This is a genomic window from Streptomyces sp. NPDC032822, assembly GCF_055578825.1.
In genome coordinates this window covers 544916-571503 of sequence record NZ_JBVIOL010000001.1, presented here as the reverse complement: position 1 = coordinate 571503, position 26588 = coordinate 544916, and the positions used below count along the sequence as shown (strand labels likewise).

Below are 26588 nucleotides of genomic sequence, written 5' to 3'. Positions count from 1 at the left end.
GCGGCACGTGCCGCGGGGCCCCTCTTCTCGTCCCTTTCTCGTCCCTCACGTCACCGTGAAGCTGTCCCGGACCTTGTCGTACGTCTTGAGGGCCTGTGTCTCGATGTCCGGCTGGTACCAGGTGTTGATCTGGTACGACTTGCCGTTCGCGTTGAAGCCCAGCAGCCGGGCGTGCCAGGGGACGCCGTCCAGGGTGAAGGTGTACTCCCAGACGACCGCGGGGTTGCCGCGGAACTCCGTCTCCTCCAGGCGGATCTTCCGGTACTCCGTGCCCTGGTGGGCGTTCTGCTCCGAGGTGCGCCAGCTCTCCATCAGGTCGCCGCGGGCGAGGGACGACTTGGCGGCGAGTTCCTGTTTGCCGTCCGGGGACGTGTAGTGCACCTCGGCGCCCGTCTTGATGTCCCGCCGCCAGCCGGTGGGCGTCGCCCACGCGAACCCGCCCGCCTCCCGGTGCGCGCCCGGCGGCAGGCTCTGCGGCCTCGACGTGCCCTCGACGGTAGGCGACGGACTGTCGCCCGGCGCGGACGAGGACGCCACCGACGGAGCCGAGGAGACCGACGAGGCCGCCGGGGAGTCGCCCGCCCGGTCACCGCCCGGCGAGCCGTCGATCGACGCCAGGACGACCGCGACGACGGCACCCGCGGCGACCACGCCCACGGCGGCGAGGACGCTCCTACGGCGTCCCCCGCGCCGTCGGTGACCAGGGTCCGCCGGGACGGCGGGGCCCGGGAGTTCGCCCGGTGGCATGGTGACGGGGGCCGGGGTGAGCGCGGGCGTGGGTGCCGAGGCGGACACGGGGGCGGGGGCGGATGCGCGACGCCGTTCGGTGCGTGCCTCGGCGCGGACGAGCGAGACGCCGGTGACCGTGACGGCGGACCGGAGCGGGGCGGGCGGGGTCTCCGAGCGGACCTCGGAGCGCAGTTCGGACGCGGCTTCGCTGGAAGCGCTGGCGGGTTGCGGGGCAGGGGTCTGCCCCGCCGCGGGGGTCCTCGGGTCGCGGACCGTGCGCAGATGCCGGGTGTCGCCGGAGGGGGGTGCGGGTGATCCCGGCGATGCCGACCGGGCGGGTGGGGGAGGTGGGATCGCGTCCTGGATGTCCGGTGCCTCGGGGGTGGGGGTGCGTTGGAGGCCGGGGTCGCTGCCGGGGTCGGCCGCCGCCGGTTCCTGCTCCTGCTCCGGCTCCGGCTCCGGTATGGATATCGGCTCCGCCTCCGGCTCTTCCTGAACCGGCTCCTCCTTGGGTGCCGCCCCTCCTGCCTCTCTCGCCGCTCCCCCGCCCACCGGCACGGTCGCCGTCGTCGTCCGTGGCGCCGGGTACGCGAGGGGCCGCAGGGACTCCTCCAGGTCCTCCAGTCCCGGTCGTACCGTCGGGTCCTTCTCCAGCAGTGCCGCGAGGATGTCCCGCAACGGGCCCTCCAGAGCCGGGAGTTCGGGCTCCTCGTACAGGACCGCGTGCAGGGTCGCGAGGGTCGTGTCGCGGGAGAACGGCGAACGGCCGCCCAGGGCCGCACAGAGGGTCGCCCCGAGGGACCACACGTCGGACGGCGGGCCCTGCGGACGGCCGGAGATGCGCTCGGGTGCCATGTAGTCCGGCGAGCCGACGAGCATGCCGACCATGGTGAGCGCCTTGGCGTCCTGGATGGCGGCGATGCCGAAGTCCGTGAGCACGATGCGCCGGGCGGCGTCCTCCACGAGGACGTTGCCGGGTTTGATGTCCCGGTGCAGGACGCCCCGTTCGTGCACCCGGCGCAGCGCCTCCACCAGGCCCAGTCCCAGCTGCGCGGTCGCGCGCGGGCCGAGCGGGCCGTCCTCCGCCATGATGCGTTCCAGGGAGCGGCCGACGACCAGCTCCATGACGATCCACAGGCGCTCGCCCTCGTCCACGACGTCGTACACGCGCACGACGTTGGGGTGGTCGATGCGGGCGGTGGCCCTGGCCTCGCGCAGGGTGCGTTCGCGGCGGGTGCGGGCGTCCTCGGCGTCGAGGCCGTCGATGCGCATCTCCTTCACCGCGACCTGCCGGTCGAGTATTTCGTCGGCGGCTCGCCACACCCGCCCCATTCCCCCCTGGCCGATACTCTCGACCAATCGATAGCGCCCCGCCACAAGCGCCCCCGGGATTCCACCACTCCCCGTATTACTTGCATTCCCCGCGTTCCCCGGCAATCCGCCGCACCCCCCTCAACGCCTTCCGACTGGAACACAATGGTCACACTTCACGCCGTACCAGCATAGTGCGGAGAAATCTTGTGGTACCTCTTCAAGTACTGCGAATTCAGGCGCAGCCAAGGGGGACGAACATGAGTTCTCGTCGTGCGACGACCATCACGGGATCGCTGCTCACGGCATCTTTCTCGGCAGTGATGATCCTTTCCTTCTCCGCGAGCGCGGAAGAGGGACCCGGAAGCGGCAAGGGGGGAAAGGCCGTCGACGAGGCACCGGCGGGCGTGGAACTGACCACGCTGCTGCCCGAGAAGATCTCGGTCGACAACAGCTCGGAAAAAACCGATCTCACCGCCACGGTGAAGAACGAAGGGACCAAGGACAGCGGAAAGATCAGGCTTTTGGTGGTCGGCTTCGACGGCCTTTCGGTCAAGAACGTCCAAGGCTGCTCCGCGATCGACGAAAAGGACCTTCCGGAGGGATCGAACAGCGGTTTCGCCTGCCCCATCGACAATCTCGCGGCCGGTAAGTCGAAGTCGTACGCGGTGGACGCGACCTTCGATCTCGGCAAGACCGGAAAGATCTGTCTGCCGGTGCAGACCGGCGACGGGAAGAAGACGTTCTGGCAGCAGGGACCGGTGCCGTTCGGTACGACGAACCCGTCGCCGAACGCCCCGGCGACGCCGCTGCTGCTCGGCACCGACAACACACCGGTCGGCCCGGGCGGGGACAAGCTTCCCGACACCGGGTTCGAGCGTGACGTCCTGCCGCTGGGGGCGGCGGGCACGGCGCTGCTCGCGGCCGGTGCGGCCGGGCTGTGGTGGTCGCAGCGGCGACCGCGACAGCAGGAGAACTAGGCCCTCCCCAGAGCCGGACAGCGGGGGCGGCACCACCTGACGTCAGGTGTCAGGTGGTGGCGCCCCCTCGGCGTATGAGTCTCCCGCCCCCTCCCACGGCGTCGCGGGCGCCTCCGAGGGCGGCCTGTTCGTCTCACCGCGGCGGACGGACGCCGTGCGCGTCGATTTCGCGTTCGGGGCGGGCGATCGGGCGGAGGGGCCGCACGGACCCACGACGCGAAAGAGGCTCGCCGGGGTGCGGTCGAGGGACGACCCGGCGAGCCTCTTCGGAGGGAGTTCGGCGTCAGCGCTTGAGGAGCTTCCAGGCGGTGGGCAGCAGGCCCATCGCCAGGGCCGCCTTCAGGGCGTCGCCGATCAGGAACGGGGTGAGGCCGGCCGCGACGGCGGCGGACGCGGAGAGGTCGGCCGCGAAGGCGAGGTAGGGGACGCCGACGGCGTAGATGATCGCCTCGCCGACCAGCATCGTGCCGGCCATGCGCGGCACGGAACGGTCGGCGCCGCGACGGGCCAGGGCGCCGACGGCGGCGGACGCGAGGATCATGCCGAGGATGTAGCCGAAGGAGACGGAGACTCCGGAGGTGCCGTTCGCGAACCACGGCACACCGGCCAGTCCGGCCAGCGCGTACAGGACGAGCGCGGAGAGGCCGCGGCTCGCGCCGAGGGTCGTGCCGACGAGCAGCGCGGCGAAGGTCTGGCCCGTCACCGGGACCGGGGAGCCGGGCACGGGCACCGCGATCTGGGCGGCCACGCCGGTGAGCGCGGCGCCGCCGACCACGAGGGCCACGTCCCGGACACGGGAGGCGGGCAGCAGGTCGGCGAGGACCCGCCCCGGGCGGGCGGGGGCGGCGGCAACGGTGCTCATGGGGACTCCGCGAAGGTGGTGGGCACGGGGGACACGGTGACGCTATCCCAGCGTCCTCGGGCCGATCACCGTCAGCGCTCGACAAAGGGAGCGACACGGGCTTGGTGGGCTCCGGACAAAGGATGGGGGTTACACCGGGTACGGGGTGACGCCGGTCACTGAGGTGGGGTGGTGTGGGATACCCGGGAGCGCGAGCGGAGGCTGTCGGGTTCCGCCAACGGGGCGGCCAGGTCGACGGGTGGCGTGGACGGCCGCCGTCTCGCCCGTCGGTCGCCGTCTGGGCAGCGCGGAGTCGTTTTGCTAGCTTCGGGCACATGGTTGCCCAGGCCCGGAACTTCTCGTCGCGTCGCCACGTCGACCTGCGACGCGTGGGCACGGCCGTCTGTCGCCGCCTCACGTAGTCCGGGGCGGCGGAGCGGATCCGGTGCGCCTCGACTCATGAGACGGCGCACTGTCGGACCCGTTCCCGAGGATGATCCCCATGCCCCGTACCGCGGCACCCCTCTCTCCTGCCCCTTCCCTCTCACCCCTCTCACCCCTCTCGTCGCTCCCCTCCGGTGCGTCCGTTCCGCGCGCCGCCGATCCCGATCGGCGCCGGACCAGCGCCAGTGTCGTGCTGCGTTCCGTGCTGGAGCACGGGCCGGTCGCGCGCAGCACCATCGCCCGGCTGACCGGGCTGTCGCCGGCGTCGGTGACCGACTACTGCGCCCGGTTCACACGACTCGGTCTCATCCGGGAGGCCGCCACACCCCGCCGGTCCAAAGGTGTGGGCCGCCCCCATGTGCCCGTCGACCTGGACGACTCACGTTTCGTTGTGGGCTCGGTCCATGTGGCCGTCCCCTACACCACGGTCGCGCTGCTGGATCTGCGCGGCCGGGTACTGGCCGAACGGCGGCTCAAGCACCCCGGTATCGGCACCGGCACCGGGGCCGGGGACGTCGAACCGGCGCGGGTGCTGGCCCGGGCCTCCGAGGGGCTGGCCGCGCTGCTGGCCGGGACGCCGGGACACCGGCCGCTGGGGGTCGGGGTGGCGGTCGGCGGCTGGGTGGACCGGGACTCCGGGACCGTGGTGGCGCACCCCCTGCTGGGCTGGCGGGATGTGCCGGTGCGGGATGTGGTCGGCGCCCATACCGGGCTGCCGGTCCATGTGGACGGGCATGCGCGGGCGTTGGTCAACGCGGAGCGGCTGTTCGGGCGGGCGCGGGGCAGCGGGAGCCTGCTGCATCTGTTCGTCGGCAACGTGGTCGACGCGGCGTTCGCCACCCACGACGAGGTGCACCACGGGCCGCGTTCCCAGTCCGGCGCCATCGCCCATCTGCCGGTGCCGGGCGGCACGGAGGCCTGCGAGTGCGGCCGTACCGGCTGCCTCCAGGCCGAGTTGAGCGAGCGCACGCTGTGCCGGCGGGCGCGGGAGGCGGGGGTCACCGACGGGACGAACCCGATGCACGTGGTCGCCGCGGCGGCCGACGGCGAGCCCGTCGCCGTGGGGCTGCTGCTGGACCGTGCGCGTCGGGTCGGGCGGGCGGTCGGGCTGCTGCTCGACGTGCTCAATCCGGAGGCCGTCGTCGTCACCGAAATCGGCGTCCTGCACCGGGAGGACTGCCTTTCCGCGCTGCGGGAAGCGGTCGGAGCGCAGCGGGCGGCGGCCGTGCTGCCGACGAGTTTCCGCGATTCCGTGCTCGCCGTGGCGGGAGGTTCGGTGGCTCTGGACGTGCTGTACCGGGATCCGCTGGGCGCCTCACCTGAGCGTAGTTAATTCAGAAACGCGGAATATTGACAGGCCCGGTCCGAGGGAAGGAACATCCTGGTCATGAGCTGTCGCACCCTCTGTTGCTGACGCCCCGCCGCCGCCCGGGCCACCGTTGCCGTGCCGCCCGGAGCGCGCCCTCACCACTTCCTGTGTGCATTCCGCGAGACGCGTGAATTCCACGAACCCCCTTGTCGGGTTTTCGCCTGCCCGGAACTGCGCGCGCATTCCTTTCACTTCAGCTTACGGAGTTCCTCCATGCCTTCTCCACCCGTACCCGGAATCGACCGACGGCTCTTCCTCTCCTCCCTGCTCGGGGTCTCGGCCGCGGCCGTCGGACTGAGCGGCTGCGCCGGCAGCAGCGCCGCGGCCTCGAAGGCGTCCGTCTCCGAGCCGCTGGCGAAGAAGGTCCCGGCCGGCACCAGCCTGAAGATCGCCTCGTACCAGAACGTCCAGCAACTCCAGTTCAAGCTGGCCGGGTTCGGCGAGCTGCCGTTCGAGGTGGCCGGCTGGGCGAACATCGGCGCCGGTCCCGATGTCATCAACGCCTTCCGCGCCGGGTCCCTGGACGTCGCCAACAACGCGGGGATCCCGCCGATCCAGGCGCACTTCCAGGGCTATGACGCGAAGATCGTCGCGATCAACATCACCCGCAGGCCGAACTACCTGTTCGCCACCAAGCCGGGCAGCGACATCCGCTCGGTCGCGGACTTCAAGGGCAAGAAGCTGGCGTTCTCGCAGGGCCAGGCCCAGGGTGTCGTCCTGCTGCGGGCGTTGAAGAAGGCAGGACTGGCCTACGACGACGTCCGGTTGGTGCCGCTGACCAGCAACCAGTTCCTCACCGCCCTGCAGTCGGGCCAGGTGGACGTCGCGCCGCTCGCCAACCAGCAGTCTCCGGCCTATCTCCAGCAGTACGGGGCGAAGGGCGCCCGCGCCATCGCCACGGACGTCGTCGACCTGCTCAGCCTGCTGTGGGCGCCGACCTCCGTGCTGGCGGACTCCGCGAAGGCCGCCGCGGTCGCCGCGTACATCCCGTACTGGGCGAAGGGCCTGGTGTGGCAGTACGAGCACCCGGACGAGTGGAACGAGGAGTTCTACGTCAAGACGCAGAACCTCACCCTCCCCCAGGCCCAGGCGATCACCGACCTGGCCAACAAGCCGCTGTTCTCACCGATTTGGGACGAGGCGATCAAGTGGGAGCAGGAGACCGCGGATCTGCTCGCGGAGGGCGGCTTCGTGAAGGAGTTCGCGGTGGACTCGCTCTTCGACCGCCGCTTCGAGGGCATCGCGGCGAAGTCCGTGGCCGCGGAGTACCGGACATGAGCGCCGCCGTGACCACGGCCGCCGCCGCACCCGTCGTCGCCGCCGAGGAACTCCCCCAGGTCCGCAGGCGCCGCCGGCTCTCCCCCGGCAGGCGGCTGCCCGCCACCCGCCTTCTCGGTCCCGCCCTCATCCTCGCCCTGTGGGCCGCCGCGTCCGCCGCCGGGCAGCTCGACCCGGGGGCGATCCCGGCGCCCTGGACGGTCCTGGAGACCGGCGTCCACCTGTGGACCGAAGGCACCCTGCCCACCGACATCCTGACCTCGCTGCAGCGCGCCGGCTCGGGCTTCGCGATCGGTCTGACCGCAGGCATCGCCCTCGCGCTGGCCGCCGGTCTCAGCCGGACCGGTGAGGCACTGATCGACGGGTCCGTGCAGCTCAACCGGGCGATCCCGACCCTCGGTCTGATCCCGCTGTTCATCCTCTGGCTGGGCATCGGCGAGACCTTCAAGGTGGCGATCATCGCGATCGTCGTCTACATCCCGATCTATCTGAACACCCACTCGGCGCTGTCCGGCATCGACAGCCGCTTCGTCGAACTCGCCGAGGTGCAGGGCCTGTCGAGGTACGCCTTCGTCCGACAGATCGTCATCCCCGGCGCACTGCCCGGTTTCTTCGTCGGGCTGCGGCTCGGCGTGACCGGCTCCTGGCTGGGCCTGGTCGTGCTGGAGCAGATCAACGCCACCAGCGGGCTCGGCTACATGATGTTCCAGGCCCAGAACTACGGCCAGACGGACGTCATCCTCGTCGGCCTGGTCGTCTACGGCGTCTTCGGCCTGATCTCCGACAGCGCGGTCCGTCTCATCGAACGGAGGGTGCTGTCATGGCGCCGCACGCTCAGCAGCTGACCCGGCCGGCCGTCCGGCTGCGGGGTCTGACCCGGTCGTTCGACGGGCGCACGGTCCTCGACGACATCGATCTCGACCTCCCCGCAGGGCAGTTCACCGCCCTGCTCGGGCACAGCGGCTCCGGCAAGAGCACCCTGCTGCGGGCGGTCGCCGGCCTCGACCACGAGGTGGCGGGAAGCGGTCGGCTGACCGCTCCGGAACGGGTGTCGGTGGTCTTCCAGGACTCCCGGCTGCTGCCCTGGCAGCGGGTCCTCGACAACGTCCTGCTCGGCCTCGACGGCAAGGACGCGGGCCGCAAGGGGCGCGAGGCGCTCGCCGAGGTCGGCCTGAAGGGCCGCGAACGGGCCTGGCCGAACGAACTGTCGGGCGGTGAGGCCCAGCGCGCCGCCCTGGCCCGCTCCCTGGTCCGCGAACCCGAACTCCTGCTGGCCGACGAGCCGTTCGGCGCCCTGGACGCGCTCACCCGGATCCGTATGCACGTCCTGCTGCGAGAGCTGTGGGAGCGCCACCGGCCCTCCGTGCTGCTCGTCACCCACGACGTGGACGAGGCGATCGTGCTCGCCGACCGGGTCCTCGTCCTCGACCACGGCCGGATCGGCCTCGACCTGACCATCGACCGCCCGCATCCGCGCTCCTACCGGGATCCGCTGCTGGGCGAATACCGGGAACGGCTGCTGGCCGCGCTCGGCGTGACCGAGGACCACGTGACGGAGGACGACCGGTGACCGCCAGACAACTGCACCTGAACGCGTTCCTGATGAACACCGGCCACCACGAGGCGTCGTGGCGGCTGCCGGAGAGCGACCCGTACGCGCACGTGGACCTCGCCCACTACGTCCACCTCGCGCGGATCGCGGAACGCGGCACGTTCGACTCGCTGTTCCTCGCGGACGGCCCCCAGTTGTGGAACAGCGTGGGCCAACGCCCCTCGGGCGCCCTGGAACCGCTCACCCTGCTGACCGCCCTCGCCACGGCGACAGAGCACATCGGCCTGATCGCGACGGCCTCCACCTCCTACAACTCGCCCTACAACCTGGCCCGCAAGTTCGCCTCGCTCGACATCATCAGCGGCGGCCGGGCGGGCTGGAACATCGTCACCACGGCGGGTGCGGAGGCGGCCCGCAACTTCGGTCTGGACGCCGAGCCCGCGCACGCCGAGCGCTACTCCCGCGCCGCCGAGTTCCTCGACGTGGCGCTCAAGCTGTGGGACAGCTGGGAGGACGACGCGATCGTCGCCGACAAGGCGGCCGGCGTCTGGGCCGACGACACGAAGATCCATCCACCCCGGCACGAGGGGCCGTACTTCAGTGTGGCCGGAGCCCTCAACGTGCCGCGCTCCCCGCAGGGTTACCCGCTGCTGGTGCAGGCGGGGTCGAGCGAGGACGGGAAGCGCTTCGCGGCGCGGTACGCGGAGGCGGTGTTCACGGCCCAGCAGACCGTCGAGGACGCACGGGCCTTCTACGCCGACCTCAAGTCCCGTACGGCGGCGGCCGGTCGGGATCCCGACCACATCAAGGTGCTGCCCGGCATCGTCCCGGTGATCGGCTCGACGGAGGCGGAGGCGCTGGCCGCCGAGCAGCTCCTGGAGGACCACATCGTGTACACGCACGGACTGGGCCGCCTGGAGAGCCTGCTGCAACGGGAGCCGGGCACCCTGGAGTTGGATGCCCCGCTGCCGGCGGACCTGCCGCCGGAGAGTGCCATCGAGGGTGCCAAGAGCCGCTACACGCTCGTCGTGGAACTCGCCCGGCGCGAACACCTCACCGTGCGGCAGCTGATCGGGCGGCTCGGCGGCGGTCGCGGCCATCTCACCTTCGCGGGCACCCCCGAGCAGGTCGCCGACGCCATCGGGACGTGGTTCACACACGGCGCCGCCGACGGCTTCAACATCATGCCCGCGGTCCTGCCCTCCGGCCTCGACACCTTCGTCGACCACGTCGTCCCGATCCTGCGCGCCCGCGGCCTGCTCCGCACGGAGTACGGCCCGCGCGCCACCCTGCGGGAGCGCTACGGCCTCCCGCGCCCCGCCAACCAGCACGTCACGCCCGCTCTCGCCCGCGTCTGAAAGGACCCCGCACATGTCCGACTTCGAGATCCGCAAGGTCACCGCGAACATCGGCGCCCACGTCCTGGGCGTCGACCTCTCCGAGCCCCTCGACAAGGAGACGGCCCTCGCCCTCCGCGAGGCGCTCAACACGCACAAGGCGCTGGTCTTCGACGACGTGCACCTCGACGACGAGGGCCAGCAGGCCTTCGTCCGGCACTTCGGGGACGTCACCACCGCCCACCCGACCGTGCCGTCCGTCGACGGACTGCCGAACGTCCTGCCCGTCGACAGCGAGCGGGGCCGGGCCGCCAACCACTGGCACACGGACGTCACCTTCGTCCTCAACCCGCCGCAGGCCAGCACCCTGCGCAGCATCACGATCCCGCCGTACGGCGGCGAGACCCTGATCGCCAGCTCGGCCGCCGCCTACCGCGATCTGCCGGAGCCGCTGCGAAAGCTCGCCGACACCCTGTGGGCCGAGCACACCAACGACTACGACTACGCCGTACCGGAGGAGACCGTCGACGAGGCGCAGGCCGCCGCACGCGCCCAGTTCACGTCGATCAAGTACCGCACGGTCCACCCGGTGGTCCGCGTCCACCCGCTGACCGGTGAACGCGGCCTGTTCATCGGCGGGTTCGCGCAGCGGATCGTCGGGCTGTCACCGGGCGAGTCCCGCCGGATCCTCGACCTGCTCCAGGCGTACGTCACCCGGCCGGAGAACATCCTGCGCCACCGCTGGTCGGAGAACCAGCTCGTCCTCTTCGACAACCGGATCACCCAGCACTACGCCATCGACAACTACAACGGCCTGCCGCGCCGCCTGCACCGGGTGACCGTCGCCGGTGACGTGCCGGTCGGCATCGAAGGCAAGGAGAGCTACGCGATCGAGGGCGACGCCTCGCACTACACGTCCGTGGCGGCGTAACCACGCTGCGTGCCGCGGGCGTCCACATGCTGGGCGGCCTGTCCTCCTGACCGGAGGGGCCGCCCAGACTGTGGGCGTTTTGCCCATCTCACGCACTGGACGAGCCGCGCCCATGCCCCGCACCACCGCAGAGCCGCCCCCCACGGCGGCGCACACCTCCCTCTCGCCCGGCCTCAAGCAGCGCCACCTCTCGATGATCGCCCTCGGGGGTGTCATCGGCGCCGGTCTGTTCGTCGGCTCCGGCGCGGGGATCGCCGCCGCCGGCCCCGCCATCGTCATCGCCTACGCCCTCTCCGGGCTTCTCGTGATGCTGGTGATGCGGATGCTCGGCGAGATGTCGGCCGCGTACCCGTCCTCCGGGTCCTTCTCCGCGCACGCCGAGCGTGCGATCGGCCCCTGGGCCGGCTTCACCGCCGGCTGGTCCTTCTGGATCCTGCTGTGCACGGCCGTCGGCCTGGAGGGCATCGGCGCGGCGAAGATCGTCACGGGCTGGCTGCCGGGCACCCCGGAGTGGGCCTGGGTGGCGCTGTTCATGCTGGTGTTCTGCGGTGCGAACCTGGCCGCGGTGAAGAACTTCGGCGAGTTCGAGTTCTGGTTCGCGGCCCTGAAGGTCGGCGCGATCACCCTGTTCCTGGTGCTGGGCGTGCTGGCGATCACGGGGATCCTGCCGGGCACCGACGCGCCGGGCACCTCGAACCTCACCGGAGAGGGCGGCTTCCTCCCGAACGGCGGCGAAGGCCTGGTCGTCGGCCTCCTCGCCTCCGTCTTCGCGTACGGCGGCCTGGAGACCGTCACCATCGCGGCGGCCGAGTCGCCGGACCCGGTCCGCGGGGTGGCGAGCGCGGTCCGCACGGCGATGTGGCGCATCGCCCTCTTCTACGTCGGCTCGATGGCCGTCATCGTGACGCTGGTCCCCTGGGACTCTCCGGCGGTCGTCGAGAAGGGCCCGTACGTCGCCGCCCTCGACCACCTCGGCATCCCGGGCGCCGGCCGGTTGATGAACGTGGTCGTGCTGGTGGCGTTGCTGAGCGCGATGAACGCCAACATCTACGGCGCCTCGCGCATCGGCTACTCCCTGGTCGAGCGCGGCCAGGGGCCCGCGGCGCTGGGCCGGGTGTCGGGCGGCGTCCCGCGGGTCGCGGTCCTCGCCTCCTGCGTGTTCGGTTTCGTGTGCGTGGTGCTGAGTTACTGGCGTCCGGACGACGTCTTCCCCTGGCTGCTCAACATGATCGGCGCGGTGATCCTCGTCGTCTGGATCTTCGTCGCGGTGTCCCAACTGCGGCTGCGCGGCCGACTGGAGAGGGAGACACCGGAGCAACTGGCCGTACGGATGTGGGCGTTCCCGGTGCTGACATGGGTGGCCCTGGCGGGGATGGCGACGATCCTCGTGCTGATGGCCCGGGAGGCGGATACGCGGGTGCAGTTGTATGCGACGGGTGGGATGACGGTGGTTCTGGCGGGGGTGGGGTACGGGTGGCAGCGGGTGCGGGCGGCCAGGGCCGAGGGGTGACGCGGGGGCACGTCAGGAGGCTTCGGCCCGCCACCGGGCGAGGTCCTTGCGGTGCTCCTCCACGAACGGGTGCTCCGCGCCGAGCACTCGACCCCGCGCCTCGATCAGCCGCTCGTAGACCGCGACGGCCTCCGCGGTCCGGCCTCGACCGCGCGCGACCTTCCCGGTGAGGCAGAGAACAGAGAGGGCCCACGGGTGCTCCGGGCCCTGCAGCCGCATCCGATCGGCCAGCGCCCGCTCCGCCACCGGCGCCGCGGCCTCGAAACGCCCCAGCAGGAACAGCGCCTGGGCATAGGCGTGCCGGGCCACGACCGTGGTCAGGTGGTCCGGCGGCAGGAACCTCTCGCAGTCCCGCACCACCGCCGCCTCCCGGTCGACGTCCTCCACCTTGCCTGCCTGCGCCAGCACCTCAAGCAGGTTGGCCCTGGCCTCCAGGGTCTCGGGGGAGTCCTCCCCGAGCACTCGGCGCCGACCGTCGATCGACCGCCGCAACAGACGCTCGGCCTCCTCGTCGCGGCCGAGGCAGTACAGCGGCTGTTGCAGGCCGTGGCAACTGCTCAGAGTGTCGGGATGGTCGGGTCCCAGGACGCGCTCGCGTGCCTCAAGCGTCCGCCGGTGCAGTTCGGCGGACTCGGCGTAGCGGGCCAGGGCGAGCAGTGTCCGCGCCTGAGCGTCCTGTGCCTCCAGGACGAGGGGGTGTTCCTCCCCCAGTACGCGCACCGCGACAGCGGCCGCCGTCCCGGCCATGTCGTACGCGGCCGCGTAGTTCCCCGTCTCGTGGACCTGTCCGGCGATCCGCAGGGCAAGGGCCGCCGTCCGTGCGCCGGGGGCGGTGTCGGCCAGTCGCGTGGCGTGCGGGGCGAGCAGCGTCAGCCGCGCCCGGCTGCCGGGGGTCTCGTCCCCCGCGTCGGGCAGTGCGCCCTCCAGCAGTGCGGCCGCCATCCCGCCGAGGGCCTCACGCTGCCCCGGAGGTACTCCGTTCCCGACGCTGTCCAGCAGCACCCCGTGCGCCTGCGCGCACCGCTCCCCCTCCGCCTCGACGAGCGCCGCCAGCGAATGATCCAGCAGCCCTCTGAGCGCGGGCTCCAACTGCCCCGCGCTGAGGGCAGGTTCCAGACCGTCCATCGCCACCTCGCCCCGAGCCATCGGCACCAGCACACTCAACGGCACCGGATCCGCGGCCCACAGCGACAGCAGTCGTAGCAGGGTCGTCGCCTCCGGCAGTCCCTGTTCCGCCAGGGTGTCCAGGGACAACTGCCAGGTGCGGCCCACCAGATGGCGGGACTGTCCGCTGCCGTAGGCCGCCGCGCCCCGGTCGACGATCGCCGTCGACTCCTCGCCGAGTTTGCGGTCGTACTCGTCCATGGACCACGACTCCAGGAGTTGGTGGGCGAGATGGGAGCCGGCGAGGGTCAGGGCCAGGGGGAGGCGGCCGAGGCGGGCGGCGACCTTGCGGGCCGAGGCCAGGTCGCCCGCGTCCGGTGCGAGGTCGCACAGGACCTGCGCCGCGTCGGCCAGCGGCAGCACGCCCAGGGCGTGGCGGGTCACGCCCTGGACGCGCCACAGCGAGGACGTGGCGTGCCGTGTCGTGACCAGTACCGTCCCCGGCCCGCCGGCCCGCAGCCACGCCCCGTCCTCCAGGACGGTCGGGTCGTCGGCGTTGTCGAGGACGAGCAGCCAGGGGTCGGCGGAGTGGTCGAGGTAGTGCCAGACGAGGTCGGCCGCCGCCCGCCGGCCCGCCGCCGCGGCGGCCAGTTCGCCGCTCGCCGCGCCCCGGTCGCCGGCCACGGCGAGCATCCCGGCGCGCAGGGACATCCGTTCGGACGCGTTGACCCAGAAGCCGACGCGGTCGTGTTCGCGTACCGCCTCGGTGAACAGCCAGTAGGCGAGCGCGGTCTTGCCGCAGCCGCCCATGCCGTGCACGACGTGCACCTCGCCGCCGGGTCCGGCGACGGCCGCGCCGAGCGCCTCGCGCAGTTCCTCGCGGTCGCGCAGGATGCCGGGGGCGCGGCCCACGAGGGGCATGCGTACGGAGTCCGGGGCGGCGGGCCCGGACGCCGCCGGGGGCACCAACTGCCGTCCGAAGAGGGGGCCGCCGGCTCCGGCGTCGTAGTGGTGGTGGTGTTCCTCGATGTACTGGTCGCCGGTGGTCTGGAAGATCCGGCCCTGGCCCGAGGCGCGGGCGACGGGTTCGCTCATCGTTCGGTGATGTGCTGGTCGCGGCCTGCCTGGTAGACCCGGCCGCTGCCGGAGACCTCGGCGCTCAGCCGGACCTCCACCGAGGACGGCGGCGGCTCCGGGCTCAACTCGGCCAGGACGCGCCGGAGTTCGTCGGCGACCTCGGGCTGGGCGAGGAGCAGTCGGCGGACCCGCGCCTGCCAGGCGCCGGTGAGTTCGGCCTCGGTGTCCGGGTCGCCGGACTCGCGGGCGAGGAGCAGGTCCTCGCGGGTGGCTTCGAGTTCGTCGCCGACGGTGCCGGCGCGGGCGGGCTGGAAGCGCTGCCAGAGGGTGACGAGGCCGTCGCGGGCGGACTCCCAGGCCTGGCCGGCCATCAGCGTCACCATCGTCGTGCCCGCGGTCCTGGCGAGCTCGGCGATCTCCGGCCCCATGGCCGTCACCCCCCGTCGTCGCTACGAGACCAGATAGTAGTTCGCCGCCTCCGGCCCCGCACTCCCCCACGGCATGCCCCGCCTGCCGACCCACCCTGTTGCTGCTAGCGTGTAGTTGCAAGCTCATTGCAATAAGAGGTTTCGGAGGGGACCCCCGCCATGCCCGTGTACACGCTTCCCGAACTGCCCTACGACTACTCCGCGCTCGCTCCCGTGATCAGCCCCGAGATCATCGAACTGCATCACGACAAGCACCACGCCGCCTACGTGAAGGGCGCGAACGACACCCTGGAGCAGCTCGCGGAGGCGCGGGACAAGGAGGTGTGGGGCTCGGTGAACGGCCTGGAGAAGAACCTCGCCTTCCATCTCTCCGGCCACATCCTGCACTCCATCTACTGGCACAACATGACCGGCGACGGCGGCGGCGAGCCCCTGGAGGCCGACGGTGTGGGCGACCTCGCGGACGCGATCACCGAGTCGTTCGGCTCCTACGCCGGTTTCAAGGCGCAGCTGACCAAGGCCGCCGCGACCACGCAGGGCTCGGGCTGGGGCGTCCTCGCCTACGAGCCGCTGAGCGGACTGCTGATCGTCGAGCAGGTCTACGACCACCAGGGCAACGTCGGCCAGGGCTCGACCCCGATCCTGGTCTTCGACGCCTGGGAGCACGCCTTCTACCTGCAGTACAAGAACCAGAAGGTCGACTTCATCGAGGCCATGTGGGCCGTCGTCAACTGGCAGGACGTGGCCCGGCGTTACGAGGCCGCGAAGTCCCGCGCGGACGTGCTGCTGCTGACGCCCTGACGCCCCGCCGGGCGGGCCGGCCGCCCCCGTAGAGCGTCCTGCCTCGTGATCGTCTTCTCACCCTTCACGACGGCAGGCGGAAAGAAGGAAGCCCCCACGAGGACATGACTCGTGGGGGCTCTCCCGTGTCCGGCGGGGTCGGCCGCACTCAGGGCTTGCGGCCCAACCCCCCGTGCTGGCCGATCGGTTGCGGCGGGGCCGAGCCCGGCTCGGGGTGCCACAGCGGAACCGACACCACGCCCGGGTCCACCAGTTCCAGACCCTCGAAGAAGGCCTCGATGCGGTCGACCGGGCGCAGGAAGTACGGGACCGCACCGGTCTCGTTGTAGGCGTCCTGGGCCTGTTCGTAGGCGGGGTCGGTGCCGCGGGAACCGTCGTTGACGCAGAGGTAGCTGCCGGAGGGCAGGCCGTCCACGAGGGTGCGGACGATGGTGCGGGCGCCTTCGTAGTCGGCGACATGGCCCAGGAGGCCACTGAGGATCAGGGCGGTGGGCCGGGTCGGGTCGAGGGTCTTCGCGGCGGCTTCCAGGATCCGCTCCGGCTCGAAGAGACTGATGTCCTCGTACGCCGTCGCCCCCTCGGGCGTCGACGTGAGCAGGGCCGCGGCGTGGGTCAGCACGATGGGGTCGTTGTCGACGTAGACGATCCGCGCCTCGGGGGCGAGGCGCTGGGCCACCTCGTGGGTGTTGTCGACGGTGGGCAGGCCGGTGCCGACGTCCAGGAACTGGCGGATGCCCGCCTCCTGCACCAGGTAGCGGATGCTGCGGCCGAGGAAGGCCCGGCTGCTGCGGGCGATGGTGACGATGCCGGGGAACACGGCGGTGTAGGCGTCACCCGCCGCCTCGTCCACCGGGTAGTTGTCCTTGCCGCCGAGCCAGTAGTTCCAGATTCGGGCCGAATGCGGCACCGAGGTGTCGATCTCCGTCATACGCCCATGGTGCTACGCCGTACCCGGCTCGCACGGCACATTGAGTGAGAGAAGTGCGGCGGATCCGTCGGCGGTGACGCGGAGTTCACTGATCGCCGCGTTCCGCAACCGCGGGAACACCCTGCGGTACTCCCCGGCCGGGATCGACAGCAGTGTGCACAGCACCAGCCGGAACAGGGAGTTGTGGGCGACCACGAGGACCCGTTCGCCGGGATGGGCCGCCGCGATGCGGCGCAGCGCGCCGACCCCGCGGGCGGCGGCGTCGAGCGGGTCCTCGGCGCCCGGGAAGGGATGGGCGACCGGGTCCGCGCGGAAGGCCTCCGCCGCCTGCGGGTCCTCGGCCGCGAACTGTGCGAGGGTACGGCCCTCCACCACGCCGAAGTCGCATTCGCGCAGGTCCGGTTCGCGGTGCGGGGTGAGGCCGAGGGCCCGGCAGGCGGGCACCGCCGTGATCACGGCCCGGGACACCGGCGAGGTCCAGATCGCGTCGACGGGGTGCGCGGCGGCCCACCGGCCCAGCGCCTCGGCCTGGGCGCGGCCGGTGTCGGTGAGGGCCACGTCGCTGACGCCGGCGTACCGGTTCTCGGCGTGCCAGACGGTCTGCCCGTGCCGGGCGAGGAGCAGGGTCGTCGGCGTCGGCGGGATCGCGGGCTCGGGTGTGGGTGCGGGTGTGTGGTTCATCAGCGTGAGGTGTCCCGTTCCAGTCGGGTGTGTGCGTGCGCCGCGACGGGGGCGGGGAGCCAGCCCCGGGCCGCCAGTTCGTCGACGAGACGGGCGTACGGCTCCGCGAACCGGGCGGTGCGGCCGGGGCGCGGCTCGACGACCGTGCGGATGCGGACCATGCGCTCGGCGACCTCCGCGAGTCCCGGTCCGGCTCCGGCCCCGGCCCCGTACGCCGCCAACGCGGCCATTCCCAGGGCCGGTTCGGTCTGGCGCGGCACGCGTGCCGGGCGGCCGAGGATGTCGGCGCGCAGCTGGTTCCAGTACGCGCTGCGGGCGGCGCCGCCGGTGAAGGTGAGGGGGCCGTCGAGCGGGGCGCCCAGGTGGTGCAGGTAGTCCAGGCACAGGCGTTCCGCGAAGCCGACGCCCTGGAGCAGCCCGGCCCACAGGTCGGCGTCGCCGGCGGGCGCGCCGAGGCGCAGGGCGGTGGCGTCGGGGGTCAGGAAGGGGAAGCGCTCCCCCGGCGAGACCAGCGGGTAGGCGAGCACGCCGGACGGTTCGAACGCGGCCGCCGCTTCGTCCAGCCGCGCCGGGTCGGCCCCGGGGAAGGCCGCGGTGAGCGCGCCCGCGCCGACGCCGGACGCGCCGCCTGGCAGCCAGGTCCCGTCCGGCGCACGGTGGTTGTAGACGACGCCGGTGGCGTCGCGGAGGGGGGTGGCGGCGGCGCCCTTGAGGACGAGTGTGGTGCCGAGCACCGAGTTCCAGGAGCCCGGCCGCAGTGCCCCGGAGGCGATCTGCGCGGCGCAGCCGTCCGTCATCCCGGCGAACACGGGGGTGCCGACGGGAATGCCGGTCGCCTCCGCGGCGGCGGGGCAGACCTCGCCGAGGCGGGTGCCCGGGGGGACGACGTCGGGCAGCGCGCCCTCGGGCAGGCCCACGTCCTCCGGCCAGGCGCCGCGCTCCAGGTCGTAGCCGGTCTTGAGGGCATGGCTGGAGTCGGCCGGGGGCACCTCGCCGAGAAGGCGGGTGAGGATCAGATCGGGCTGGTGGGCCAGGCGAAACCGCGCCCCACGACCCCGCCCACCACCGGTCCGGCCACCACCGGCTCGACCACCACCCGGCCCACCGACGCCGGTCCGGACACCACCCGTCTCACCGCCACCCGTCCCGCCCTCACCGGGCCCACCACCCGTCCGGCCGCCACTGGTCCGGGCGTCACTGGTCCGGACGCCGCCCGCCCCGTCACCGCCGGTCCCACCACCACCCGTCCGGTCGCCGTCCGCCTCGCCCCCACCCGTCCGGACGCCACCGGTCCCGCCACCATCCGTGCCACCCTCACCGGTCCGGACACCGCCCGTCCCGCCCCCACCGGTCCCGCCGCCGCCCGCCCGGCCCGCGCCCGGCTCTCCCCCGTACTCCCGCATCAGCCACAGCGCCTTCGGCAGCGCCCAGGTGTCCTGGACCGCGAGTCCCGCCGACCGCAGCCGGGCCGCGTCCGCGGCGGCGCGGGTGTCGTCGTACATCAGGGCGGGGGTGAGCGGCCGTCCGGGGCCGTCGGTCAGCAGGACCGTGCCGGACGTCCCGCACACGGCGAGTCCGCCGATCCGGACCCCGCGGCTCCCGTCGGTCCGCCCGCCGGTGAGCCCGTGCAGCGCCGCCCCGCACGCCACCCGGACCGCCTCCCACCACTCCTGCGGCACCTGCTCGTGCCGGCCGCCCTCCCGGTGTCCGCGCAGTGGGGCGGTGCCGGTGCCGAGGGCCGTGCCGTCGGCGGTGACGACCATGGCCCGGACGCTCTGCGTGCCCAGGTCGATGCCCAGCCACGCCTCGCTCTCCGCCACCATCCGGACCTCCCCGACTTCTCTGCCAAAGACGTGAAGTTCTCACTCTGCCCCGAGATTTTCGTGTGCGCGAGGGATTGACGCCCTACTTCCGCCGTTCCACCCTCTGTTAACGAGTCGACTCACCGTGTCAACCGGGATCGCCGCGCACTGTCCGTGCCGGTCCTCCCGGCCTGCCCGCTCTCCTGCCGAGCCGCCCGGGGTCGTCCCCGGGCGGACGCAGCGACAGAGCACCGGACCCAGCCCCACCTGGAGGTCACGGATGGACACGCACGCGCACGACCGCCGACGCTTCCTCGCCCTGGCCGCCGCTGCCGCCGCGACCCCGCTGCTGAGCGCCTGCGGCGCCGGGTTCGGCGGGGACGACCAGCAGGGGGACGGCTCGGCCGCGGACGACGTCACCGGCTCGTTCGACTGGAGGCGGGAGCGGGGCACGACCGTCAAGGCGCTGCTCAACAAGCACCCGTACACGGACGCGCTGGTCGCCGATCTGAAGGCGTTCACCGAGAAGACCGGCATCAAGGTGGAGTACGACGTCTTCCCCGAGGACAACTACTTCGACAAGCTCACCGTGGACCTGTCCAGCGGGCGTGCCTCCTACGACGTCTTCATGCTCGGCGCGTACATGGTCTGGCAGTACGGGCCGCCGGGCTGGCTGGAGGACCTCGGCCCCTGGATGAGCAACTCCTCGGCCACCGGCGGCGACTGGGACCAGGCCGACTTCTTCCCCAACCTGTTACAGGCCGACCAGTGGTCCCTGAAGGCGGGCGCCCCGCTCGGGCAGGGCGGGCAGTACGCGCTGCCGTGGGGCTGGGAGACGAACGTCGTCGCCTACAACACCGAGGTCTTCGGGAAGCTGGGCCTCAAGCCCGCCGAGACCTTCGACGAGCTGCGCGAACTCGCCGACGCCATCAAGGAGAAGGCACCGGGCGCCGGCTACGACGGCATGTACGGCATCGCCGTACGCGGCTCGCGGAGCTGGGCGACCATCCATCCGGGCTTCATGACGATGTACGCCCGCAACGGCCTGAGGGACTTCACGGTCGACGGCGGGAAACTCACACCCGCCATGAACACCCCGGAGGCCGTCGCGTTCACCGGGGACTGGGCGGACATGGTCAGGCGGGGCGGGCCGCCCTCGTGGACGTCGTACAGCTGGTACCAGTGCTCCAGTGACCTGGGCGCGAAGAAGGCGGGCATGCTGTTCGACGCGGACACGGCCGCCTACTTCCAGGCCGTGGAGGGGGCCAGTCCCGCCTCCGGGAAGATCGCCTTCCATCCCGGGCCGAAGGGCCCGGACGGCTCCCTCGCCACCAACATGTGGATCTGGTCGCTCGGCATGAACGCCAAGAGCCGTAAGAAGAGCGCGAGTTGGCTGTTCCTGCAGTGGGCGACCGGCAAGGAGCACCTGCGCCGGGGGGCGATCACCCACAACCACATAGACCCGGTAAGGAAGTCGGTCAGCCAGGACGCCGCCTACAAGGACAAGATGCGGCATCTGCCGGGCTTCATCGAGACGTTCGAGACGGTCGTCGACCAGACGAAGATCCAGTTCACCCCGCAGGCACAGTTCTTCGACGCGACCACGAGCTGGGCCGCGGCCCTCCAGGAGATCTACGGCGGGCAGGGCGCGAAGTCGGTCCTCGACGACCTGGCGGGCGATCTCGCCGACAAGGTGGACTGAACGCGATGGGATGGCGGACCGCCCTGCGTCCCTACCTGCTGATCGTCCCGGCGCTGGTCCTGACCTGCGGGATCCTCTACCCCTTCGGGCTGGGCCTGTACTACACGCTGTTCGACTTCTCGGCGAGCAAGCCGCGGCCCGACATGGTGGGGTTCGAGAACTACCGGGCCGTCTTCACGCAGGAGGCGTTCTGGAACTCGGCGTGGGTGACGGTGCTGTACGCGGTCGGCGCGGCGGCCGTCGAGACGGTCCTCGGGGTCGCCGTGGCCCTGCTGCTGCACCGGTCGAGCCTCGTCGGCCGGGTCCTGGAGAAGGTGCTGATCCTGCCGCTGATGATCGCTCCCGTGATCGCGGCGATCATGTGGAAGCTGATGCTGCAACCGTCGGTCGGTGTCGTCAACCACCTGCTCGAACCGTTCGGGCTCGGCGGTGTGCAGTGGACGGACACCCCGACCGGGGCGCTGCTCTCCTCGATCGCCGTCGACGTGTGGGTGTACACGCCGTTCGTGGCGATCCTCGCGCTCGCCGGGCTGCGGTCGCTGCCCACCTCCCCCTTCGAGGCGGCGGCCGTCGACGGGGCGAGCCGCTGGTACACCTTCCGGCGGCTGACCCTGCCGATGCTGTGGCCGTACGTCCTGGTCGCGGTGATCTTCCGGTTCATGGACTCGCTGAAGGTGTTCGACATCATCTACGCCCTCACCGAGGGCGGCCCGGGCGACTCCACGGTGGTGCTCCAGATCCGCGCCTATCTGGAGGCGATCCGCTTCCAGCGGTACTCGTTCGGGATCAGCTACACGATCGTGCTGTGGGCGGTGGTGTACCTCGCCGCGATGGTGCTGGTGCGGTATCTGGGCAGAATCCAGCGGCGGGCCGCGGAGGTGGTCAAGTGAAGGGTTCCGACCGGCTGTTGGGCTGGCTGGCCGATGCCGCCCTCGTCGTCTACTTCGTGTTCGCGCTGTTCCCGATCGCCTGGATGGTGATCCTGTCGCTGAAGCCCGTCGACCAGCTCTTCAGTACGCACTTCTCGTTCTCCCCGACCCTCGACGGCTATCGGACGGTCCTCGGGGACAGCGAGGGCATCCCGTTCGTCCGGTTCTTCGTCAACAGTCTGGTGGTGTCGGTGGGCGCGGTGGCGCTGTCGCTCGTCGTCGGGCTGCCGGCGGCGTACGCGTCGGCGCGCTGGCGGTTCAAGGGCTCCGAGAACCTGATGTTCACGCTGCTGTCGTTCCGCTTCGCGCCCGAACTCACCGTGATCATCCCGCTGTTCGTGCTCTACCAGAAGCTCGGCCTGTTCGACACGTACGTCGGCATGATCTGGGTGCTCCAGCTCGTCACGCTGCCACTGATCGTGTGGATCATGCGGTCGTACTTCGCCGATCTGACCCCGGAGCTGGAGCAGGCCGCGCTGCTGGACGGCTACACCCGCAAGCAGGCGTTCTTCAAGGTGGCGCTCCCCCTGGTCAGACCGGGTATCGCGGCCGTGTCGCTGCTCGCCTTCATCTTCGCCTGGAACAACTTCGTCTTCCCCCTGATCCTCACCTCCAGCGAGGCGCAGACGGTGACCGTGGGCGCGCTGTCCTTCCTCGGCGGCGACCGGCCCAAGTACAACCTGACGGCCGCCGCCGCGCTGGTGTCCGTCGTCCCGCCGCTGCTGCTGGCGCTGACGATCCAGCGCTATCTGGTGCGGGGCCTGTCGTTCGGGGCAGTGAAGTCATGAGGCTCACGCCGGCGGTGACGTCATGAGCATCGCGCTGCGGGGCGTCCGGAAGGCGTACGGCCGGACCGTGGCCCTCGACGGGCTCGAACTGGACGTCCGCGAGGGCGAGTTCTTCTGTCTGCTCGGCCCGTCCGGCGCGGGCAAGACGACCACGCTCAAGACCGTCGCCGGACTGGAGCCGCCCGACGCCGGCACGGTCGAGATCGACGGCCGGGACGTCGGCGCCGTCGAGCCCTACGACCGGGGCGTCGCCATGTGCTTCGAGAGCTACGCCCTCTACCCGCACCGCTCGGCCTACGACAACCTCGCCTCCCCCCTGCGCTCGCCCCGGCACCGGCTGCCCGCCGCGAAGGCCCGCGCACGGATCACCGAGGTCGCCGAACTCCTCGGCATCGCGGCCCTGTTGGACCGTCCGGTGGGACAGTTGTCCAACGGCCAGCGGCAGCGCGTCGCCCTCGGCCGGGTCCTGGTCCGCCCGGCCCGCGCCTTCCTCCTCGACGAGCCGCTGTCCCACCTGGACGCCAAGCTGCGCCAGCAGATGCGGGCCGAACTGAAGGCGCTCGGTGCGGTACGGCGCACGACCACCCTCTACGTCACCCACGACTCGGTGGAGGCCCTGGCGCTGGGCGACCGCATCGGGGTGATCCGGGAGGGGCGGATCGTGCAGACGGGGACACGGGAGGAGATCTGGTACCGGCCCCGCGACACCGAGGTCGCGCGGGCCTTCGGACGGCCGCGGATCAACCTGCTGCCGGGGGTCGTCACCGACGGGGGGACCTTCCGGTCGGCGGACGGAGGGGTCGAACTGCCGCTCCCCGCCCCGGCGCGGGAGGGCACCGACGTCCTGGTGGGCGTCCGCCCCCGTGACCTCGCGCTGGGCGGCCCCGGTCATGAGCTCACCGGCACCGTCTACGTCACCGAGGTCCTCGGCCGGTCCGTCGAGGTCACCGTGCGGCTCGGCGGACAGCAGGTGTCGCTGGTGGTCCCCCGCGCGGACGCGGCCCGACTCGCCGCCGACGATCCGGTACGGCTGAGGGTGCGGCCTGAGAACCTGCTGCTGTTCGAGGCCGACCGGCCGGAGCGCCCAGGACGACGGATCGGGAAGAGCACACCATGAGCGGCAACCACCACAGCGGCACGGGCGGCAGCGCCCAGCAGGGACCGGCCGCCCGGCAGGCCGCCATGGCCGAGCGGGTGCTGGCCGAGGGTACGGCGACCGCGGCCGACCTCGCCGAGCGCTTCGGGGTGAGTCTGATGACCATCCACCGCGACCTCGACGAGCTCGAACGACAGGGTGTCGTACGGAAGTTCAGAGGCGGGGTAACCGCGCAGCCGTCCGGGGTGTTCGAGTCGAACGTGCAGTACCGGCTGAAGACCATGCGCCCGCAGAAGGCCGCCGTGGCCGAACACGCGCTGAGGCTGATAGAGCCCGGCATGGCGATCCTCCTCGACGACTCCACCTCCACCCTGGAGATGGCGCGCAGGCTGCGGCTCGGCGAGATCACCCCCCTCACGGTCGTGACGAACTTCCTGGAGGCGATCAACCTGCTCTCCGACCAGCGGGGCATCCATCTGATGGCGCTCGGCGGGGACTACGACCCGCTGCACTCCTCGTTCCTCGGGGTGTCCTGCGTGGAGGCGGTGCAGTCGCTGCGGGTGGATCTGTGCTTCGCGTCCACGTCGGCGGTGCACGGGGGTTACGCCTACCACCAGGAGCAGCACATCGTGTCCGTGAAGCGGGCGATGCTCGACTCGGCCGCCCGCAACGTCCTGTTGATCGACCACACGAAGCTCGGCCGGGTCGCCCTGCACCGGGTCGTCCCGCTGTCCCGCTTCGATCTGCTCCTCGTCGACGACGGGGCGTCCCCGGACGCCCTGCGCGACCTGGACGAGCACAAGGTCCGCTACGAGGTCTGCGCGACGAAGGGCGGCGGCGATGACCGAACTGGAGTTACGTGAGCTGCGCAAGACCTACCGGTCGCGCGGGCGCCCCGCGGTGGACGCGGTGCGCGGCCTCGACCTCGCGCTGCGCTCGGGCGAACTGCTGGGGCTGCTGGGTCCGTCGGGCTGCGGCAAGTCCACCACGCTGCGGATGATCGCCGGCCTGGAGACGGTGACCGGCGGGGACATCCTGGTGGACGGCGCGTCGCTGGTCGGGCGTCCGGCGCGGCGCCGGAACATCGGGGTGGCGTTCGAGAACTACGCCCTGTATCCGCCGCTGACGGTGGCGGAGAACCTGGCCTTCGGGCTGCGGGCACGGCGGCGCGGGGCGCGCGGCGACGTCGACGCCAAGGTGCGGGAGATCGCCGTACGGGTCGGCCTCACCGGTCTTCTGGACGCCCGCCCGGCCGGCCTGTCCAGCGGGCAGAAGCAGCGGGTGTCCCTGGCCCGGGCCCTGATCCGCGAACCGGACGTGCTGCTCCTCGACGAGCCGCTGTCCCATCTGGACGCCGCCCAGCGCGACACCACCCGCCGCGAACTCAAGCGCATCCAGAGGGATTTGGGCCATACGACGATCCTGGTCACGCACGACCAGGAGGAGGCCCTCTCCCTCGCCGACCGGATCGCCGTGATGAGGGACGGCGTGATCCAGCAGCTCGGCACGCCGTACGAGATCTACGACAGCCCGGCCAACGTCTTCGTCGCGGACTTCGTCGGCGAACCCCCGATCAACCTGCTCCCGGCCGTCACGACGTCCGACGGCGACGCCCGGCTCTCCGGTCCGGCACGGCTCGCGCTGCCGCTGCCGGTGCCCGTCCCGGCGGGCCGCGAGGTGGTCGTCGGGATCCGTCCGGAGGACCTGAGCCTCGCCCCGCAGGGGCTGCCCGCCCGGGTCGTCGCCCACGAACCCCTCCTGGAGTCGGGCATCGCGACCCTCGCCCTCGAAGGAGTCGAGCGCCCTCTGGTCGTGCTCACCGACCCGGAGGTGCGGCTCGCGCACGACGAGCGGGTCCACGTCAGGGCCGACGACCGGCTCACCCATGTCTTCGACGCCGAGACGGGAGACTCTCTGCGATGACCGAGACCCTGCGTGTGGTGGCCGCCGGCGACCACTTCGTCCTGCCCGGCCTGATCGCCCGGGCCCTCGCCGCCGAACTGGGCGAACACCCCTTCTACACCACCGAGTTGACCCTCGGCTGGCCGCTGGAGCCGTTCGGTCCGGTGGCGGAGGTGACCGAGGCCAGTGATGCCGAGGACGAGCTGATCGCGGCCCTGACCGGGTCCGGCGCCCAGGTACTGGTCACCCAGATGGGCCCGGTCACCGAACGCGTCCTGGCGGCGGCATCGGACCTGCGCCTGGTCGTGGTGTGCCGGGGCGGCCCGGTGAACGTCAACCTCGACGCCGCCAAGTCCCGTGACGTACGCGTCTGTTACACCCCGGGCCGGAACGCCGCCGCCACCGCCGAGTTCACCGTGGGCCTGATGCTGGCCGCCCTGCGCCGCATCCCCCGGGCCCACGACCTCCTGGCCCGGCAGGGCGGTTGGGAGGGGGCCGCCTACTACACGTACGAGCGCAGCGGTCTGGAGCTGGAGGACCTGCCCGTCGGGCTGATCGGTTACGGGGCCGTCGGCAGCCGGGTCGCCCGGGTGCTGTGTGCCTTCGGCGCGCAGGTGATGGTGTACGACCCGTACGCCCGCGGCGAGATCCACGGCCTGCGCGTGTCCGCGCTCGACGAACTCCTCGTCCGTTCCCGGGTCATCACCCTGCACGCCCGCCTCACCGCCGAGACCCGCGGCCTGATCGGCGCCCGCGAACTCGCCCTGCTCCCGCCCGGCGCGGTCGTGGTGAACGTGGCGCGCGGCCCCCTGCTGGACGAGGGCGCGCTGTGCGAGGCACTGGACAGCGGACGGGTCTCGGCGGTGGCCCTCGACACCTACGAACGCGAGCCCCTCCCCCCGGACTCCCCTCTCCTGGACCCGGTCCTCGCCGAGCGGGTGGTACTCACCCCCCACCTCGGCGGGGCGAGCCGTGCCGTGGCCGAGAAGGCGGCGACGATCGCAGCCGAGGAGGTGGGCCGCTGGGTACGGGGGGAGCCCCCGGCGCACGGACTGACCTGACACCGGG

The 26588-nt window shown here is 71.9% G+C and carries 23 protein-coding genes; 16 read left to right on the top strand and 7 right to left on the bottom strand.

Annotation, left to right across the window (positions count from 1 at the left end):
* Positions 1-45: 45 nt before the first annotated feature.
* Positions 46-2061 carry a serine/threonine-protein kinase gene (locus ACZ5VD_RS02790; RefSeq protein ID WP_468680378.1) on the bottom strand — a complete coding sequence of 672 codons (2016 nt, stop codon included), beginning with the start codon at positions 2059-2061 and terminating at the stop codon, positions 46-48.
* 239 nt (positions 2062-2300) lie between these two features.
* On the opposite strand from ACZ5VD_RS02790, the gene ACZ5VD_RS02785 reads away from it, so the two are divergent.
* Entirely contained in the window at positions 2301-3020 is a 720-nt protein-coding gene (locus tag ACZ5VD_RS02785) for an LPXTG cell wall anchor domain-containing protein (RefSeq protein WP_468680375.1), read from the top strand.
* A gap of 283 nt (positions 3021-3303) precedes the next feature.
* On the opposite strand, the gene ACZ5VD_RS02780 is transcribed toward ACZ5VD_RS02785, so the two are convergent.
* The gene (locus tag ACZ5VD_RS02780) at positions 3304-3882 is read right to left on the bottom strand and encodes a biotin transporter BioY (protein WP_468550382.1); all 579 of its coding nucleotides are present in this window, start codon (positions 3880-3882) and stop codon (positions 3304-3306) included.
* A gap of 481 nt (positions 3883-4363) precedes the next feature.
* On the opposite strand from ACZ5VD_RS02780, the gene ACZ5VD_RS02775 reads away from it, so the two are divergent.
* The 7 genes from ACZ5VD_RS02775 (at position 4364) to ACZ5VD_RS02745 (ending at position 12282) form a co-directional block, all read left to right on the top strand.
* Positions 4364-5638, top strand: coding sequence for an ROK family protein (locus ACZ5VD_RS02775; RefSeq protein ID WP_468680373.1), 1275 nt, complete (start codon positions 4364-4366; stop codon positions 5636-5638).
* A 249-nt stretch (positions 5639-5887) separates the two neighbouring features.
* Positions 5888-6952, top strand: coding sequence for an ABC transporter substrate-binding protein (locus tag ACZ5VD_RS02770; protein ID WP_468680371.1), 1065 nt, complete (start codon positions 5888-5890; stop codon positions 6950-6952).
* Complete coding sequence (locus ACZ5VD_RS02765) at positions 6949-7797, top strand: ABC transporter permease (RefSeq protein WP_468680369.1); 849 nt, start codon at positions 6949-6951, stop codon at positions 7795-7797. The genes ACZ5VD_RS02770 and ACZ5VD_RS02765 overlap by 4 nt, the downstream gene beginning before the upstream one ends.
* Positions 7773-8522, top strand: coding sequence for an ABC transporter ATP-binding protein (locus tag ACZ5VD_RS02760; protein WP_468680366.1), 750 nt, complete (start codon positions 7773-7775; stop codon positions 8520-8522). The genes ACZ5VD_RS02765 and ACZ5VD_RS02760 overlap by 25 nt, the downstream gene beginning before the upstream one ends.
* Positions 8519-9862: an LLM class flavin-dependent oxidoreductase gene (locus tag ACZ5VD_RS02755; RefSeq protein WP_468680364.1), complete on the top strand. Its 1344-nt coding sequence runs from the start codon at positions 8519-8521 to the stop codon at positions 9860-9862. The genes ACZ5VD_RS02760 and ACZ5VD_RS02755 overlap by 4 nt, the downstream gene beginning before the upstream one ends.
* Before the next feature lie 13 nt (positions 9863-9875).
* Positions 9876-10772 carry a TauD/TfdA dioxygenase family protein gene (locus ACZ5VD_RS02750; protein ID WP_468680361.1) on the top strand — a complete coding sequence of 299 codons (897 nt, stop codon included), beginning with the start codon at positions 9876-9878 and terminating at the stop codon, positions 10770-10772.
* Positions 10773-10884: 112 nt separating this feature from the next.
* On the top strand, positions 10885-12282 hold the full coding sequence (locus tag ACZ5VD_RS02745; RefSeq protein ID WP_468680359.1) for an amino acid permease: 1398 nt from the start codon (positions 10885-10887) through the stop codon (positions 12280-12282).
* A 12-nt stretch (positions 12283-12294) separates the two neighbouring features.
* Here ACZ5VD_RS02745 and ACZ5VD_RS02740 read toward each other — a convergent pair whose 3' ends face one another.
* Both ACZ5VD_RS02740 and ACZ5VD_RS02735 read right to left on the bottom strand, forming a co-directional pair.
* The gene (locus ACZ5VD_RS02740) at positions 12295-14481 is read right to left on the bottom strand and encodes a tetratricopeptide repeat protein (RefSeq protein ID WP_468680357.1); all 2187 of its coding nucleotides are present in this window, start codon (positions 14479-14481) and stop codon (positions 12295-12297) included.
* Positions 14478-14891, bottom strand: a complete 414-nt coding sequence (locus tag ACZ5VD_RS02735; RefSeq protein WP_468550391.1) for a hypothetical protein — start codon at positions 14889-14891, stop codon at positions 14478-14480. Before ACZ5VD_RS02735 ends, ACZ5VD_RS02740 begins: the two co-directional genes overlap by 4 nt.
* 159 nt (positions 14892-15050) lie before the next feature.
* On the opposite strand from ACZ5VD_RS02735, the gene ACZ5VD_RS02730 reads away from it, so the two are divergent.
* Entirely contained in the window at positions 15051-15692 is a 642-nt protein-coding gene (locus tag ACZ5VD_RS02730) for a superoxide dismutase (protein ID WP_468550392.1), read from the top strand.
* A gap of 148 nt (positions 15693-15840) precedes the next feature.
* Here the strand turns inward: ACZ5VD_RS02730 and ACZ5VD_RS02725 are convergent, their stop codons facing one another.
* Genes ACZ5VD_RS02725 through ACZ5VD_RS02715 form a run of 3 tightly spaced genes read right to left on the bottom strand, consistent with a single transcriptional unit; the run spans position 15841 to position 19124 of the window.
* A complete protein-coding gene (locus tag ACZ5VD_RS02725; protein WP_468550393.1) occupies positions 15841-16620 on the bottom strand; it encodes an SAM-dependent methyltransferase in 780 nt (259 codons plus the stop codon).
* Positions 16621-16632: 12 nt separating this feature from the next.
* The gene (locus tag ACZ5VD_RS02720) at positions 16633-17301 is read right to left on the bottom strand and encodes a histidine phosphatase family protein (RefSeq protein ID WP_468680355.1); all 669 of its coding nucleotides are present in this window, start codon (positions 17299-17301) and stop codon (positions 16633-16635) included.
* A complete protein-coding gene (locus tag ACZ5VD_RS02715) occupies positions 17301-19124 on the bottom strand; it encodes an FGGY-family carbohydrate kinase (protein ID WP_468680353.1) in 1824 nt (607 codons plus the stop codon). Before ACZ5VD_RS02715 ends, ACZ5VD_RS02720 begins: the two co-directional genes overlap by 1 nt.
* Positions 19125-19383: 259 nt before the next feature.
* Here ACZ5VD_RS02715 and ACZ5VD_RS02710 point away from each other — a divergent pair, with 259 nt between their 5' ends.
* The 7 genes from ACZ5VD_RS02710 to ACZ5VD_RS02680 are packed head-to-tail and all read left to right on the top strand — an operon-like array spanning position 19384 to position 26581.
* Positions 19384-20805 (top strand): ABC transporter substrate-binding protein, encoded by a 1422-nt coding sequence (locus tag ACZ5VD_RS02710; RefSeq protein ID WP_468550396.1) that lies wholly within the window; start codon positions 19384-19386, stop codon positions 20803-20805.
* A gap of 5 nt (positions 20806-20810) precedes the next feature.
* The gene (locus ACZ5VD_RS02705) at positions 20811-21695 is read left to right on the top strand and encodes a carbohydrate ABC transporter permease (protein WP_468550397.1); all 885 of its coding nucleotides are present in this window, start codon (positions 20811-20813) and stop codon (positions 21693-21695) included.
* Positions 21692-22522 (top strand): carbohydrate ABC transporter permease, encoded by an 831-nt coding sequence (locus ACZ5VD_RS02700; protein WP_468680351.1) that lies wholly within the window; start codon positions 21692-21694, stop codon positions 22520-22522. The genes ACZ5VD_RS02705 and ACZ5VD_RS02700 overlap by 4 nt, the downstream gene beginning before the upstream one ends.
* Positions 22523-22544: 22 nt before the next feature.
* Entirely contained in the window at positions 22545-23639 is a 1095-nt protein-coding gene (locus tag ACZ5VD_RS02695) for an ABC transporter ATP-binding protein (protein ID WP_468680349.1), read from the top strand.
* Complete coding sequence (locus ACZ5VD_RS02690; protein WP_468550400.1) at positions 23636-24481, top strand: DeoR/GlpR family DNA-binding transcription regulator; 846 nt, start codon at positions 23636-23638, stop codon at positions 24479-24481. The genes ACZ5VD_RS02695 and ACZ5VD_RS02690 overlap by 4 nt, the downstream gene beginning before the upstream one ends.
* The gene (locus ACZ5VD_RS02685) at positions 24459-25541 is read left to right on the top strand and encodes an ABC transporter ATP-binding protein (protein ID WP_468550401.1); all 1083 of its coding nucleotides are present in this window, start codon (positions 24459-24461) and stop codon (positions 25539-25541) included. The genes ACZ5VD_RS02690 and ACZ5VD_RS02685 overlap by 23 nt, the downstream gene beginning before the upstream one ends.
* Positions 25538-26581 carry a 2-hydroxyacid dehydrogenase gene (locus ACZ5VD_RS02680; protein WP_468680347.1) on the top strand — a complete coding sequence of 348 codons (1044 nt, stop codon included), beginning with the start codon at positions 25538-25540 and terminating at the stop codon, positions 26579-26581. The genes ACZ5VD_RS02685 and ACZ5VD_RS02680 overlap by 4 nt, the downstream gene beginning before the upstream one ends.
* The last annotated feature ends 7 nt before the right edge of the window (positions 26582-26588 follow it).